Source organism: Shewanella psychrophila, assembly GCF_002005305.1.
GTDB classification, from domain to species: Bacteria; Pseudomonadota; Gammaproteobacteria; order Enterobacterales; family Shewanellaceae; genus Shewanella; species Shewanella psychrophila.
On record NZ_CP014782.1, the window covers coordinates 4578323 to 4594002 of the forward strand.

The following is a 15680-nucleotide window of genomic DNA, read 5'->3' on the forward strand; positions in this document are numbered from 1 at the left end:
TTTAACAACATTTAACACCTCACCAGATCTAATAAAAACCATTAGATACCTTAATGAAACATATTTGTTTTACAGCATTAAACAAGAACCTGAAATAACCAAAGCGTTTCAGCAATGTATCCTCATAGTGTGAAATAACAACGCAAACCAGAGGTAGTGACAACATCTGTAACCTTAAAGAAACAATAAGGGGGTAACTAAAAGGTTAAAAAAGTGTTTCATTTAAAAGAATAAGTTATCAGCAACAACAAGGCAGTAGCATTTATGAGGTCTAATTTAATTATAAAAATATTATTTTTATATTTACTGTTCGTAACAAACTCTCAAGCTGTTGAGCTTAAATATACATTCGGCTCTATAAAAACGGGTTATGCCAACTGGGATATTGGCGCTGTAGATACAGACCGTGGGGACTTATGGAAACTAGTCGGTGATTTCGGTGCAGTGTTTGATAAAGGAGAGTTATATTCATTCTATGAATATAATAAATTCGATCATGGCGTAGACAACCGAAATGTATCATTTATGGCCAGTGGTCATTATCGTTTAAATGACTCTGATTTCACCATATTTGGCAAGGCATATGCCAATTTAGACAACAAATGGGGAGACGAACTAAATACCATGATAGGTATGGGGTATTTAGGCTTTCAAAACAAACAATTCTTCTTCAAACCTTTCATTAGCATACATGAATTATCCTCTGATTATCAGTCTCCGGCAACCGGAAATTCAGCTAATGGTTTCAATGGTTATGTACTCGGTTGGACCTCTGCGTTCTTCTTTAAGCTGTCAGAATACAACTTCACCCTTTCAAATTGGAATGAATTTGAAATAGACCGCAATGAAGCTTATTCGGAACAACAATACGGAAATTTTGGAATCAATGGTGGTTTAACCCTTAACTGGAAAATGAATATGTCTATGAGCCTAGGAGTGACATATCGTTATTTCCAAAATAAGCTCAGTTATGAAGGGTACGGCGACCAAATGATTTTTCTATTTGGGTATCACTTCTAAACTCGATAAAAAAGAGATAAACATGAAATTTAAAAAATCATTAATTACAACTTTAGTCGGCATGTCACTTCTGGGAGGAAATATAGCCCTTGCTGAGGAACAGCCAAATCTCGTTATATTTTACGTAGACGATCTTGGTTATGGTGACTTAGCCAATTACGGGCACCCGATATTAAAGACACCTAACATCGACAAGTTAGCGGCTGCTGGGATCAAATACACCCAGTATTACTCACCAGCTCCACTTTGCTCGCCCTCTAGAGCAGGCATGCTCACAGGTCGAACCCCATATAGAACAGGAATTAGATCTTGGATCCCCCATGGCAAAAACATACACCTTGGTGAAAATGAAATCACTATCGCAAATATATTGCAAGACAAGGGCTACGACACTGCGATCATGGGAAAGGTGCACCTTAATGGTGGAATAGAAATGAAAGATCATCCTCAAGTCGATGATATGGGCTTTGAGTATAGTTTTATCATTCCAGGCGCCTTCGCCGATAATCAAAAAGTAAAAAACGCTAAGCCACAAAATGGTTTCAGAAACGGCAAATTGTATCCTGATAACTTTTGGCGTAATGGTAAAGCTGTAGGGACCACATCTAAGTTTAGTGCCGAACTCGTCACCGATGAGGTAGTTGGTTACTTGGATAAACAGAAAGGAAAGCAGCCTTTCTTTTTGTACATTCCCTATTCTGAAGTACATACTCCAATAGCCTCACCAGACAGAATTTTGAACATGTATTCAGACTATCGTTCTGATTTTGCAAAGAAGAATCCAGATGCTTTCTATTTTGATTGGAAAAACCTCCCCTATCGAGGACAAGGTGAATATTATGCCAATGTCACTTTTATGGATGAGCAATTAGGCCGGGTTGTAGATAAAATTAAGCAGATGGGTGAGGAAGATAACACCATCATTATTTTTACCAGTGACAATGGTCCTGTGACTCGGGAGGCAAGAAAGCCATGGGAACTCAATATGGCTGGAGAAACAGGAGGTTTCCGCGGCCGAAAAGATAACCTTCTTGAGGGTGGGATACGTGTTCCAGCCATCTTCAAATACAAATCCATAGAAGCAGGGCAAATTTCGAATGAGCCAGTCTATGGGTTAGATATCCTACCTACATTGTCGCAATTGATGCATTTTGATCTCCCTTCAGATAGAACACTCGATGGCCAGTCTATTGTCCCTACATTCTCAGGTAAAACACTAGAAAGAAAGAAGCCAATGATTTGGACTATTGACATGCCTTTTCAAGATGATGCAGTTAATGAATGGGCAATACGTGACGGCGATTGGAAACTGATCTTAGACCGAGATGAGCAGCCCAAGTACTTATTTAACTTAAAAGATGATAAATACGAAGTTTGGAACCAAGTCGGTAAACAAGATGAAATACAGAAATCATTAATGGAAAAATTCGAAGCTTACAAGAAAGATATCGAAACTGACTCCATTATGGAAAAAAGAAAAAGCTAAAGATCAAACACCTCCTACTGATTAGGAGGGTTTTTTATTTGAGATTTTAAAATGAATAATTCCCTTCCCAAAAGTTGCCATGTAATGGCTAAGCCATCAGGTTCAACTTGTAATTTAGATTGCACCTATTGTTTTTATTTGGAAAAAGAACAGCTATATCCAGATAGAAAACTGGATTGGAAGATGGAGATCTCCACTCTTAAATAGTTCATTAAACAACAAATTGATGCCCAACATGGAACAGAGGTTGTGATAGCTTGGCAAGGTGGTGAGCCTACATTATTAGGATTGGATTATTTTGAAATGGCTATGCTTTTTGTAAAAAATACGCAAAAGGAAAGAGCGTTAGCCACACAATGCAAACTAATGGAATACTACTCGACAATGCTTGGTGTTTATTCTTCAAAAAGCATGATTTTCTGATCGGCATATCTATAGATGGAACAGCAGAGATGCATGATAAGTACCGTCTCACGCGTTCAGGAAAACCGACTCATGCAAGAGTGCTAAGAGCCATTTTATTACTGCAAGAACATCAAGTTGAATTTAACACTCTAGCCGTAGTAAGTGATTACAACGTTAAATCCCCTTTGAAACTTTATAATTACTTAAAATCGATTGGCAGCAATAATATCCAATTTATCCCTCTCGTTGAACGCTTATCTAATCAAGAAGATGAAAATGGCTTGTATCTAGTCAGCCCCATGTCGAACTTAGAGTCAACAGTGTCCTCCTGGTCTGTCAAATCAATAGAATTCGGCAAGTTTCTCGCAGAGATATTCACCGAATGGGTGAAACACGATATTGGCACTGTCTATATACAAACTTTTGAACAAGCGTTCGCCGCATGGGCAAAAATGCCGGCTATTATTTGCGTTTTTGCACAGCGCTGTGGCAGTAATTTTGCCTTGGAAGCAAACGGCGATCACTACGTATACCCTGAATACAAATTAGGCAATATTCATGAAACGAGTATTAAGGCAATGAATGAGTCTTCGCTTAACCACTTATTTGGAAGTGATAAATGCTCATCACTGACTAAAAAATGCCAACAATGCGAGTTTAAATTTGCCTGCCACGGAGGTTGCCCCAAGCATAGGTTTTCCGTCAATGAAAACGGCGAGCCTGGTCATAATTACCTTTGTAGTGCATATGAGATATTTTTCAGATCCAGTAATAAAAACCTGAAGCTAATGTCGAACCTATGGGAAAAAGGTCACTCACCAATGCTGATAAAAGAAATACTGAAATAATAGAAATAGGATAAAGAGCCCTAAACCTATTGTGTAGGGCCGAGTAAGCGATTCTTCTAACTAAGATGATCAAAAATTAACTGTTATAGCTGCAAGATTAACTTTATTTTGATTGGACAGATATCGCTTCGACTTTTTGAAGACTCAATCATTAAGGTTAAAAAATGAAACAAGTCCTGATCCCTATATTTATTGCACTTGCACTAAGCGGCTGCGACAGCAATAAATTAGATTTATCTAATCTAAATCCAGAACAGAAGGAACAATTAGGTCAAATAGCCAGTGACTACTTAGTCCAGCACCCAGAATTTCTGATTCAAGCATCAGAGAAATTAAATCAGAAAAAGCAAGCTGCATTAGATAAACAGTCGATTGAAACAGCGAAAGTGATGGCGACACAATTAACTCAAGACGCAAAAACGCCATTTATAGGCCCTAAAGATGCACAAGTCAGTGTGATTGAGTTCTTTGATTATCAGTGTGTATTTTGTTCAAAAATCGCCCCTGAGGTGAAACAACTTATTGAAGAAAATGCCGATGTGAAATTTGTCTTTAAGGAGACCCCTATATTTTCCAGACGCTGGGCGCCATCGGGTTATGCAGCACAAATGGGGCAATGGATTTTCGAGCAAAAAGGAAGTAAAGCCTACGCCACCTTCCATGACAATGTTTTTGCTACCGGAAAAAATGAAGGCAAGCTAACAGAAACCGATATTAACACTCAAGCAGAAAAGGCGGGTGTGCTAGTTGCCGACTTCAAGCTAAATGATCAAGGTACTGACAGTATCAAAGCTAACTTCCAACTGTTTTCGCACCTTGGCTTTCAAGGAACGCCAGCCCTTATCGTAATGCCATCGGCCAATCCAACAATAGAAAACATCAAGATCATCAAAGGCTTTGACCCTGAGGGACTGAAAGCGGCTATTGAAGAGGTAAAAAACAAAATCTCTTAATCCTTGCTAAGCCTGCTAGCGTCCACTGGCAGGCTTATACTATTCGTCCGAGGAGCTATCACCAGGCGGAGCCAGCCTGCAGATAGTAGGTATCACTTTCTGGCCCTCTGGCGTAATCAATGCCCATATAAAATCCGTATTTTCTAACCTACTGATAGCCAAAGCCACCGCCTTTCGCTATCTGAGTCTCACTTTCTCTAAGCTCTTGGGTATCTTGACCCACTTTCCCTGCATCAATAACTTGACTAAAAAATCATCTGCTCAACTAAATTTATCCTCCAAAAAAATCAGTAAAAATCAAATCCATTTATACATAATTAATCCAATTAACTCGCCAAAAACGAGAATGAATTCACTTTAACTCACCAACAAAAGCTGCTAGCTTACAACTAGAAACACCAAGGAAACAATAACCCAACATTCTTTAGTTCTACAGACATATATGTGCTTTATCAAAAGCTCAACCCGATAAAAACAGCTCTGTTGGCAATATATCATGCCGGATATGGCATTAAGTTAGATAAGTCGAAATTAAGACAGGGAATCTCATGAGTATTCGAACACACTCAAACAACATTATCAGTCGTTTTATGCTATTCACTACGATAGCCTGCTCATCCTCAGTTCACGCCGAAGAAGGCGGCAGCGGCCACTATATGCCAGGTTCTATGGCTTCCTCTATTGACGGGGTCCCGGCAACTGAAACTGTCATTGCCCGTATCAATTACCTCACCTATTCGGGCAGCTTCGACAAAGATGTTGTAGTACCTATTGCCGGGCTTGCAGCAACCGAAGTCGATGTCGAATCTCAGGCTCTTGGCCTTACCTTGCTGTGGCGCCCACCGATTGAGTTTGCAGAGGGCTGGAGTTATGCCATGAGCACAACTATCCCCTATGTCACTATAGATGTCACCGCCAGCGTCAGCGACGTAAGTAAGAGCGTTGGTGCAAAAAAATCGAGTAGCGACTCTGGTATTGGCGATATCATCTTGATGCCGCTCATGCTCAACTACACCATAACCCCAGAGCTTAATACTAACTTTCGCATCAGTGCCTATGCACCGACTGGCGACTACGAAGTTGGTAGGCTAGCCAATACAGGTAAAAACTTCTGGAGTTTCGAGCCCACGGCATCACTGATTTATTTGAACCCGAGAACCGGTAGAGAATTTTCCACTTTCGGCGGTATCACCTTTAACCAGACCAACAGCGCCACCGATTACAAGTCAGGTGATCAGGCACATATCGAGTCAACTTTCATTCAACACCTGCCCATGTTCGGCGGTGTGGCAGGATTTGGCACAACCGCCTATTGGTATCAGCAGATCTCAGGTGATAGTGGCAGCGGCGCCAAATACGGCGATTTCAAGGCACGCAGCATAGGTGGCGGGCCAACCCTCTTCTATTCGGCCAAAACGGGCAATACCGATATTGTCGCAGAGCTCAAGTGGCTGCACGAGTTCGACACTAACAGGCGAGCCAAAGGCGATACCATCTTCTTCAAGATCTTAGCTAAATTTTGATCGAATGATGTCAATTAACATCACTCGATGACGTTTACCTTTGAACTGAATAAGCTATGTAATGGGCAGGAATTGTAAATATGGATTTTAGAAAATATGTGGCCATCACTTTTTTAGCCATGAGTCCTCTGGTTTTGCTATCACCGGCTCAGGCAGAGCAATCATTGGAGCAGGCAGCAGACGATCCCACCGCCAGCTTAATGTCCTTACAACTATCAGACTGGTACACCCAAAGTTATCATAACCTTGATAGCAAGAGTTCAAGTGATAGTGCCAATAATTTTGTACTGCGCTCCGCCATGCCTTTTAAAATAGGCCAACAATCCCACATCATGCGAATCACTGCCCCCATCATTACTTCCAGTCCTTTTCAAGACACTGGCTTGTCCGATATTACCCTGTTTGATCTGGCCACCTTCGACATAGAATGGGGACGTTGGGCCGTAGGTGCCGTCGCCCTACTACCAACTGGTGGCGAACACAGAGGGGCAGAGAAATGGGGCGCTGGTCCAGCCATAGGTTTTACGGTACACGAGAGTCATCTTTTATGGGGACTCTTCAATCAAAACATCTTCACCCTAGCCGGAGAAAATAACCGAGAAGATGTTAACGTGAGTATTCTGCAACCTCTGGTTAGTGTTTCTATAGGTGGAGGCTGGTCCGTGGGGGTATCAGAGATGACAGCAACCTATGACTGGGAGCAAGGTGAGTGGAGTAGTCTGCCACTGGGATTTAAGGTCGCTAAGCTGCATAAGTTTGGCAAACTGCCGGTACAGTTTAATGCCCAATACGAGTATAACTTTGCCGACAATGCCCTTAGTAGCCCAGAGGCAACAATCCGCTTGACGGCCAAGCTGATATTTCCATCAATCTTGTAATTGTCGCTTCGCCGACAGATAAATGACAGTTAATGAAGCAGTCTTGAACGATGTTTAGAATGTATTGAACGATGTTTAAAAAAAGTTGAACGATATCGAAACGAATTAATGGAATACACTATTAACAGGGAAAGATACATGAACAAGCCAGCCAGAATCCTGCTGCCCATGATGGCATTAAGCTGCTTCTCGATACCGTCTATGGTTTCGGCTGAAGCCGTATCGGCGCTCAGTGACGCCAAAAAGTTTAAGGAAAATATGGAGGCAGCGGTGCCTCGCCCTGAGCAGCAGAAACAAGCCGACACCAAACTCGCCACCCTAAAGCAGAAAACAGGCAAACGCCCCAATGTACTCATCCTGATGGTGGATGATTTAGGCTATGGTGATGTTGGCGCCTTCGGTGGCGGAGTGGCCATAGGTGCTGCAACCCCTAATATCGATGCGCTGGCTCAGGGCGGACTCAAGCTTACCTCTACCTATTCGCAGACTACCTGCACCCCGACTCGGTCGGCGATGATCACCGGAAGACTCCCAGTCAGAACTGGACTCTATCGTCCTATTTTAGCTGGGGATAAACTCACCGCTAACCCTTGGGACGATGAAATCACTTCAGCCAAGCTGATGAGTGATGCAGGTTATGAAACTATATTGACCGGTAAATGGCACGTGGGTGAAGCCGTGGGCATGCGTCCACAAGATGTCGGTTTCGATGAGTTCTATGGTTATTACCGTGCCCAGAAGGAGTACGTTCAGGCCTACGATAAGCGTCGTTATCCAGACTTAGTGCTGGATAAAGAAAAATTCGCGAAATATCAATCCATTGAGCAGAGCCAAGGTCTAGTTCACGGCTTTAAGAATGGAAAAACCAAAGATCTAACTCCCATCAGAAGCATAGACGATATGGCCAATGCCGACCGTATGCTCAAGGAGTTTACCGTTAAGAAAATTAAAACATTGGCGAAGGGAAATAAGCCTTTTTATCTGCAACATTCTTTCATGAAGACCCATGCGGATAATCATCCGCCCAAGGCTTTTGAAGGCGCCAGTGCCAGCAAGTATGCCTTCAAGGATGCCGTGGTGGAAGTCGATGCCTATGTGGGCGAAATTGTCGAGGCTCTACGTGAATCTGGACAGCTGGAAAACACCTTAATCTTCTTTACCTCAGATAACGGCCCACAGAGCGATAGCTGGCCAGATGCAGGTTACACCCCATTTCGCGGCGGAAAAGGTACTGGTTGGGACGGCGCAGTGCGCATTCCCGGCATCGCCTACTGGAAGGGCATGATTAAACCCGGACAAGTCAGCGATGGTCTGTTTGATTTAATGGATATCTTTAACACTTCGGTCGCCCTAGCTGGTGTTTTGGATAAGGTCCCCAGTGACAAATATATCGATGGCATAGATCAGACTGCATTTTTATTAGCCGATAACGGCCAATCTATGCGTGACAAGGTGTTTATCTGGAGCCAGAAGGACTTTCTCGCCATGCGCATGAACGAGTATAAGATCCATTTCAAGGTGATCACCACAGACTCACAGTTTCTCAATATCGATATGGCGACCATCAAGGATATTGGCTTGGCACCTTGGTTATTTAACCTGTATATCGACCCCAAGGAGCAATACCCAGTAGGACACAGACGCAATGCCTGGCTTGGTTCCATGGGCGCCGAGTCTAAGGCCCACGCCGCAACATTTAAGCAGTATCCACCCAAAGATGTTGGCTTATAACTTTACAGATTTATGTACTTAATATTAGTGGAACAAAACTTTGAGGATCGAATATGAAATACCTAACACTTATCTTGATATCGCTCTCCTTGCTACTCACTGGCTGCGCCAGCACCGAAGAGTCACAAGCCAAGGCGGCTCAATATGTGTTCCCGGATCTCGAAGAGGTTAACGCTATCGATAACTTCAGGATGGATGGCTGGAGCAATGTAGATAACCGCTCTGTGATTGTCGACAGCAGACCAAGAGAGTCTTATTTGCTGATCTTAGATGGTCCAAATAATCAGTTAAAGTTTGCCCAGGCACTCTTGGTCACTTCAACCATGGGTAAAGTAGAAGCAGGGTTCGACTCTGTGTCAACGGCAGCTGAACCTAAGCTTAAATATCGCATCAAACAGATCTACCGCCTGAAAGATAAGGCTCAGAAAGAAGAGATAAAAGACCGCATCAGTAACTTTAAACATTAATTTCAATTTGTCTAAAAACTAAGGGAATAGCCAGATGAACAAGTCTATTTTGATGCCAACATTGTTAGGCATGACTATCGCCGCGACCTTGAGTGCCTGCTCGCCTCAAAAGAATGAAGAGGCACCAGCCAAGAGCGCCTCCGAGCAATCGACCCAAACAGCTGTTAATCAAGAGGCCAAACAAGATACAAGCGGCACTGACCAGTCAGTGGCCGTCAATCCTACTAAGGATGTGTATTTTGGTGAAACCCATATGCACACGGCCTTCTCCCTAGATGCTTATCTGGGCGGTACACGCTTAACCCATGAAGATGCCTACCGCTATGCTCAGGGCGAAACCGTTAACCTGATGGGCCGCGAGCTTAAACGTCATCGTCCTTTAGACTTCATCGCCGTAACCGATCACGCCGAATACATAGGTGAGATGTATACCAACTTGACCGAGGGCGCCGAAGGACACGATCAAGAATTACTTAAAGAGCTACGGGCCATGACAGATATCAAGGATCGCGAATCCTGGTTTATGAAATATGTGATATCCAGCAACCGTGGTGCGAATCCTGCTCACCCCCCCTTCTTCACCGGTCCCGAGTCGGTCAAGAGTGCCTGGAAAATCATGCAGGAAACGGCAGACAAGTATAATCAACCAGGAAAATTCACCGCATTAAAAGCCTTCGAGTGGAGCGGCGCTCCCGGAGGCGGTAACTTGCACAGAAATGTGATATTTCGTGACGCTCAGGTACCCGATGCCCCCATCAGCTATATCGATACTAACCGCGAAGATGGTCTGTGGCAGTGGATGTCCCAACAAGAATCCAAAGGCATGAAGCTGCTGGCAATTCCCCATAACTCTAACGCCAGTAAAGGCATGATGTTCCCCAGTGTCGATGCAGAGGGCAAGCCTATCGACCTTGAATATGCCCAAACCCGTCAACATTTCGAGCCTTTGATGGAGATGATGCAAGTTAAAGGCAACTCTGAGGTTCACAGACAGTTCTGGCCTGAAGATGAATTTGCCGATTTTGAGAATGCCGATTCGATTCAGAAATCCAGTGGCCGAACCTTCCACAAGAAAGACTTCGTTCGTGAAGGGCTAAAAATGGGACTCGCTTATGAGCAATCCCTCGGCGTGAATCCGTTTAAATACGGCACTATTGGCGGCACAGATAATCATAATGGCCTGCCTTCCGCTGTTGCTGAAGACAGCTTTATCGGCGCCCATGGAGAAGACGACGGCAGCATAGATGCGCGCCGGACCGGAGCCGTTGTCGGTTGGATCGATGGCAAAGATCTCAGTATTGGAACCTTAGCCGGTGTCTGGGCAACTCAGAACACTCGTAGCGGTTTATGGGATGCGATGAAGAGCCGTGAGACATACTCAACGACAGGACCGCGCATCAAGGTGCGTTTCTTCGGCGGCGTAGAACTTCCCGCAAATCCTAAGAATGGTCAAGAGATGGTTCAGCAGGGCTACGACCTCGGCGTCCCTATGGGCAGCGATCTTCCTTCGATTGGCTCTGCACCAACCTTTACAGTCCACGCAATGAAAGATCCCGACGGCGCTAACCTCGACCGGGTACAGATAATCAAGGGATGGGTCGATGCTAAGGGCGACACACATGAAAAAATTATCGATGTAGTCTGGTCAGATAAACGTAAGAAGGGTGAAGATGGCAAGCTTATACCAGTTGGCAACACAGTCGATCTGACAACGGCTAAATACACCAATACCATAGGCGCTACCGCTCTCATTGGCAGTTGGACCGACACTGAGTTTAATCCGGAGCAACATGCTTTTTATTACACCCGAGTCATAGAGATCCCAACACCTCGTTGGACTACCTATGATGCGGTAAGAAACAAGCTGCCTCTGCTAGATGATGTGCAAGCCAGCATTCAGGAGCGCGCCTGGACATCACCTATTTGGTATAAACCTGCGGGATAAGTTCAGCTTGAATTGCCTTAGTTTAAGTACGTATTTGCTAGCTTAAACTAAGGCCCATAAACCATTTTATATTCTATCTTGCCCCCGGCACTAGGTTTTAAAGGTGTACTATGCCACTAATATTTAAAAAATTTATTCGTGATCCCTTCGCTCATTTTATGCTAATCGGCGCCGCTTTGTTCGGCCTCTACGCCTTAGTGAATGATAATGAAGAAGCGGCGCCCAATCGCATCATCATCTCAGAAGCCGATATCCAAAGAACCACAAGCCAATGGCAGCAAAAATGGCATCGTCTCCCATCAGAATCAGAGTTACTCAAGGTCATTGAACGACAGATTCGCGAGGAGATTTATTACCGTGAAGCCTTGGCCTTAGATCTGGGCCGTGAAGACCCAATTATTCGTAGACGCCTTGCAGAGAAAATGGAGTTTATCGCTAACGATCTACTTATCCCCACTGAACCATCCGATGAAGAGTTAACCGCATATCTAGCCGCTAACCCGGACAAGTTTCTTTCCCCGGTTCGTTTGAGCTTTTCTCACATATTTTTCAGCGCCGATAACCTAAGTAGTGAGAGCCTATTAAACCAAAAGTCACTGCTCGCCCGCCTCAATGAGTTGCCAACCCAACCAGTACCCTCAGGCTTAGGCGACAGTTTCAATGGCAAGCAGCACTACCAACAGATTGCAGATTATCAAGTCGCCAGAATATTTGGTCGTCAGTTCAAGGAAGCAGTCGTCACTTTGCCTGTTGGTCAATGGCTTGGGCCCATCGAGTCTGGCTATGGCCGACATCTGATAAGAGTCGATGACCACATAGATGGCCAACTTCCGCCATTGAGGGAGATACGGAGTAAAGTCTTATCCTATTGGCGAACTGAGCAACAGAAAAAAAGTAATCACTCACTTTACGCCAAGCTAAAAGAAAATTACCAGATAGTGATTATGAGTAAGCCCTCACAAATGCTTAAGAAGAGTGTCGCCAGCGAATCTCAGGCTCCAAAAGAGTCACTAGAGACGGTTAATAGGGGCTGACATGAATAATCTTCACTCTTTCCCCCTGATAGGTAAATTGATTGGTTGGAGCAAACCGTACTTAACGACCCTGCTTTTGGCAATTCCTCTGATTATGCATGCATCAATAGTAGAGGCTGATGAGATAAGACCTGCCTATTTGGAGTTGACCCAGCTCGATAACACCTCCTTCAAGATCACCTGGAAGCTCCCCAGAAAAGAGACTCGAGTACTAAAGTTAAGCCCTGAGTTTCCAGACAATTGTACTAAGCTGGAACGCATTCACAGGGTTCACACAGCGTCGGCCGACATCAGCCACTGGTCAATTCAATGTGATGGCGGCCTAGCTGACAAAACTGTCTCAATTCCTGAACTTGCCAACACCACCACAGATATTCTGATCCGGGTGCAGCACTTAAATGGCGCGACCCAGATGGCCAGATTGACTCCGGTGAACACCAGCTTCGTCATTGAATCTGCTGCCGAATCTTCTAATGCCGAGGTCATCAAGGTCTATACCTTACTCGGCATCGAGCATATTTTGCTTGGTTTTGACCACCTGCTGTTCGTGTTCGCCCTACTGCTCATTATCAAAGACAGGCGCAGACTCATAGGCGCGATAACAGCCTTCACCTTGGCCCACAGCATCACTTTGGCCTTAGCCTCACTAGGGATCGCCAGCATAGCCTTACCGCCGGTTGAAGCCGTTATTGCCCTGAGTATCTTGTTTTTAGCCGTGGAGATCATTCATGGCCAGAAGGGAAAGGTAGGCATAGCCGAACGCTCTCCTTGGATGGTGGCTTTTATCTTCGGTCTGCTCCATGGTTTTGGCTTCGCCGGCGCGTTGGCTGAGATAGGCTTACCGCAAAATGCTATCCCCCTTGCCCTGCTATTTTTTAATGTCGGTGTCGAACTAGGACAACTGGCCTTCGTGGCAGCGGTCTTGATTGCCGGCGGAATAAGTCTGAGATGGGTAAACTTGGGGTGGATTAGCCCTCACTCACGCTCTCAAGCCTTGACCTTAATGGCCTATGGCATTGGTGGACTGTCTGCATTCTGGGTAATAGAGAGAACGGTCAGCTTTTGGGCCTAATGCCTGTATCTTAGCGCTACGATTATATTTTTAACTGTATTTTTACCTTTGCTTGTCGATAAAGGGCTTATCTATATAAGCCCTTTAATTTACCTCATCGATTGACCTCATCTTAAGCTATTTAGCACAGCCTTAACTTGAGGCTGGGCACCGTGTTCAGTTATCCAATCTCTCAGAAAGACCTTAGCCTCTTGCCGATTATTGAGTTTATCTAAGCCTAAGGCATAGGTAATGGCATAGTGCCCATTAACTGGGTCCAATTCACTGGCTGTTAATAACCAATTCAGCGCCGCGGCATAATCCCTGTCGCGTACATACCAGAGCCCCATAGAATAGTTGGCGGCGGCCGAGCCAGGGAATCGTTTTAACGTCTGTTTTAACATGGCAAGGCTTTGTTTTTCACGCCCAAGCAGACGATACAGATCGGCAAGATTCAGTCCGGCGCTCTCGAACCTAGGCGATATTTTCAGTGCTTGCAGATAAGCCTGTTCTGCCAATACATAATTCTGGCGTTCGAAATAGAACAGGCCTAGTAATACCTGGCTCTCGGGAGCACTGGCATTAAACTTCGCCGACTCGATAAACTCATCAAACATAGTTAAAATCAGGTTTGCCTGAGCCTTGGGCAACTGTTCTAAAGGCAGGCTCGCCAATTGACGGGCAATCTCAACCCGCACCGACTTACTGCTTTGTTCGAGATGATTTAATAACAACCGAGCTTTAAGATCTATAGGCAAAGCGTCCATAGAGCGTACAGCTCCTAAACGCACCAAAGGATCCGCGTCCAGTAACAGAGCTTGTGTCGCCTTCAGGCTGTCTGCATTATGAAACTTACCATGGCGCAATATCGCGCTTCCCCTCGCTATCCCCACTTGCCCTGAATCCAAGGCTATTTGTAACAGCGCAGTCGAGGCATTGATTTCTCCACTTTCGGCATCGAAAAAAGCCTCGGCAAAGTCATGCTTACTCGGCTGCTTACCTCTGGCCTTATTCCAATTATCAATGGTCTTCTGAGCCCATGAGTTAGACTTGTCACTATGACATTGGCTGCAGGCATTGGGTGCACCAATGCGAGCAGCTAAGGCTGGACGGGGGATCCTAAAACTGTGATCTTGCCTGCCATCGACGCCCATATATGTGGTAGTTGGCATATGACAACTGACACATTCAGCACCCTCTCCTTCATGGTGATGATGCTCAAGCTGATCGAATACGCTTGGATTATGACACTGAGTGCAGAGTACATTGCCCTCAGCTTTCAGGCTTAAACTATGGGGATTATGGCAGTTGCTGCAGGTGACGCCCGCGGCTTGCATCTTACTCTGCAGAAAAGATCCCCAGACGAAAACCTCTTCACGCATCTGGCCATCGGCATAATAAAGCGGGCTTTGTAATAGAGAGAGTAAATGGTCATCATTATAGTCATGGCCGGGGTTCGACAATTGCAGCGGTGTGCGTCTCGAATGGCAAGCTGCGCAAGTCTCTTTTTGCCGCTGGGCTATAGGGCCACTACGGGTAAAAGTTTGATAAATATCACTACTACCCGATTTACTATCCGCTATATGCCCCCATTTAGCGAGATTATTAATGGACTGGGGAAAGCCTTTATTCAGTAAAGTCTTGGTTTTTTTACCCGGTTTTTCCGCCCATTTCAGGTGTTGCTCACCCGAACCATGGCAGGCTTCACAGCCAACATTGATTTCAAACCATTGAGTATTGAAGCTGTTGTTTTCAGGTTCATAATTAACCTCTAGTCCGGTAGAGTGGCAACCAGCGCAGCGACTGTTCCAGTTGAACATACTGCCAGTCCAGTGCAAAGGATCATTATGATCGATGGCCTCAAGTTCTGGCTCATCCACACCATGAAGCTGCTCCGGATACAGGTGATACCAGCGCTGTCCTCCCTCCTCCTTGCTACGCGTGTCCCAGATTATGCTCAATACTTGTTTGGCACCGTTAGGGAAATCAATCAGATATTGCTGTAATGGATAGACGCCGAAGGTATAGCCGATATGAAACTCTTGTAACTTGCCCTCGGCATTGTCTGTGGTGACATAAAACTTACCACCTCGACGGTAAAAACGTGAGGTCACGCCGTTGTAGGTAAATTGACTATTATTGAAATCACCTAAAACACTGGTTTGTGTGGCAACAGACATAGCTAAATAGTGATGGCTCGTTTGCCACTGGCGATATTGCTCGCTATGACAAGTCTGACAGCTAGCACTACCCACTAAGCTTGGCGAGCCATCTGCAGCCATCACGAACGGACATATGAATGTAGACAGCAGCAAAAGTCCAAGTAAAGCGATGCTCAT

12 protein-coding genes are annotated in these 15680 nt (G+C 44.9%); 11 read left to right on the forward strand and 1 reads right to left on the reverse strand.

What is annotated here, in order from left to right:
• Positions 1–264 precede the first annotated feature (264 nt).
• The 11 genes from sps_RS19830 (at position 265) to sps_RS19880 (ending at position 13362) form a co-directional block, all read left to right on the forward strand.
• On the forward strand, positions 265–1020 hold the full coding sequence (locus tag sps_RS19830) for an outer membrane protein OmpK (RefSeq protein ID WP_077754077.1): 756 nt from the start codon (positions 265–267) through the stop codon (positions 1018–1020).
• A gap of 22 nt (positions 1021–1042) precedes the next feature.
• The gene (locus tag sps_RS19835; RefSeq protein WP_149027315.1) at positions 1043–2506 is read left to right on the forward strand and encodes a sulfatase family protein; all 1464 of its coding nucleotides are present in this window, start codon (positions 1043–1045) and stop codon (positions 2504–2506) included.
• Positions 2507–2862: 356 nt separating this feature from the next.
• On the forward strand, positions 2863–3759 hold the full coding sequence (locus sps_RS19840; RefSeq protein WP_218919668.1) for an SPASM domain-containing protein: 897 nt from the start codon (positions 2863–2865) through the stop codon (positions 3757–3759).
• Positions 3760–3923: 164 nt separating this feature from the next.
• Entirely contained in the window at positions 3924–4712 is a 789-nt protein-coding gene (locus sps_RS19845) for a DsbA family protein (RefSeq protein ID WP_077754079.1), read from the forward strand.
• 548 nt (positions 4713–5260) lie between these two features.
• Positions 5261–6235 carry a SphA family protein gene (locus sps_RS19850; RefSeq protein WP_237157888.1) on the forward strand — a complete coding sequence of 325 codons (975 nt, stop codon included), beginning with the start codon at positions 5261–5263 and terminating at the stop codon, positions 6233–6235.
• 80 nt (positions 6236–6315) lie between these two features.
• The gene (locus sps_RS19855) at positions 6316–7113 is read left to right on the forward strand and encodes a hypothetical protein (protein WP_149027316.1); all 798 of its coding nucleotides are present in this window, start codon (positions 6316–6318) and stop codon (positions 7111–7113) included.
• Between the two features lie 138 nt (positions 7114–7251).
• Entirely contained in the window at positions 7252–8844 is a 1593-nt protein-coding gene (locus tag sps_RS19860) for an arylsulfatase (RefSeq protein WP_077754080.1), read from the forward strand.
• 53 nt (positions 8845–8897) lie between these two features.
• Positions 8898–9311 (forward strand): DUF6491 family protein, encoded by a 414-nt coding sequence (locus tag sps_RS19865; RefSeq protein WP_077754081.1) that lies wholly within the window; start codon positions 8898–8900, stop codon positions 9309–9311.
• A 34-nt stretch (positions 9312–9345) separates the two neighbouring features.
• A complete protein-coding gene (locus sps_RS19870; RefSeq protein ID WP_237157889.1) occupies positions 9346–11256 on the forward strand; it encodes a DUF3604 domain-containing protein in 1911 nt (636 codons plus the stop codon).
• A gap of 110 nt (positions 11257–11366) precedes the next feature.
• Complete coding sequence (locus sps_RS19875; RefSeq protein ID WP_077754082.1) at positions 11367–12290, forward strand: peptidyl-prolyl cis-trans isomerase; 924 nt, start codon at positions 11367–11369, stop codon at positions 12288–12290.
• Position 12291: 1 nt separating this feature from the next.
• Positions 12292–13362 carry a HupE/UreJ family protein gene (locus sps_RS19880; protein WP_077754083.1) on the forward strand — a complete coding sequence of 357 codons (1071 nt, stop codon included), beginning with the start codon at positions 12292–12294 and terminating at the stop codon, positions 13360–13362.
• 107 nt (positions 13363–13469) lie between these two features.
• On the opposite strand, the gene sps_RS19885 is transcribed toward sps_RS19880, so the two are convergent.
• On the reverse strand, positions 13470–15680 hold the full coding sequence (locus sps_RS19885) for a multiheme c-type cytochrome (protein WP_169915853.1): 2211 nt from the start codon (positions 15678–15680) through the stop codon (positions 13470–13472).

What these genes read in the sequence shown, in the direction of transcription:
- sps_RS19885 (WP_169915853.1), bottom strand. Translation starts at nt 15,680, where the DNA reads ATGAGCATCGCTTTACTTGGACTTTTGCTGCTGTCTACATTCATATGT.
- sps_RS19835 (WP_149027315.1), top strand. Translation starts at nt 1,043, where the DNA reads ATGAAATTTAAAAAATCATTAATTACAACTTTAGTCGGCATGTCACTT.
- sps_RS19865 (WP_077754081.1), top strand. Translation starts at nt 8,898, where the DNA reads ATGAAATACCTAACACTTATCTTGATATCGCTCTCCTTGCTACTCACT.
- sps_RS19845 (WP_077754079.1), top strand. Translation starts at nt 3,924, where the DNA reads ATGAAACAAGTCCTGATCCCTATATTTATTGCACTTGCACTAAGCGGC.
- sps_RS19880 (WP_077754083.1), top strand. Translation starts at nt 12,292, where the DNA reads ATGAATAATCTTCACTCTTTCCCCCTGATAGGTAAATTGATTGGTTGG.
- sps_RS19840 (WP_218919668.1), top strand. Translation starts at nt 2,863, where the DNA reads ATGCAAACTAATGGAATACTACTCGACAATGCTTGGTGTTTATTCTTC.
- sps_RS19870 (WP_237157889.1), top strand. Translation starts at nt 9,346, where the DNA reads ATGAACAAGTCTATTTTGATGCCAACATTGTTAGGCATGACTATCGCC.
- sps_RS19855 (WP_149027316.1), top strand. Translation starts at nt 6,316, where the DNA reads ATGGATTTTAGAAAATATGTGGCCATCACTTTTTTAGCCATGAGTCCT.
- sps_RS19850 (WP_237157888.1), top strand. Translation starts at nt 5,261, where the DNA reads ATGAGTATTCGAACACACTCAAACAACATTATCAGTCGTTTTATGCTA.
- sps_RS19860 (WP_077754080.1), top strand. Translation starts at nt 7,252, where the DNA reads ATGAACAAGCCAGCCAGAATCCTGCTGCCCATGATGGCATTAAGCTGC.
- sps_RS19875 (WP_077754082.1), top strand. Translation starts at nt 11,367, where the DNA reads ATGCCACTAATATTTAAAAAATTTATTCGTGATCCCTTCGCTCATTTT.
- sps_RS19830 (WP_077754077.1), top strand. Translation starts at nt 265, where the DNA reads ATGAGGTCTAATTTAATTATAAAAATATTATTTTTATATTTACTGTTC.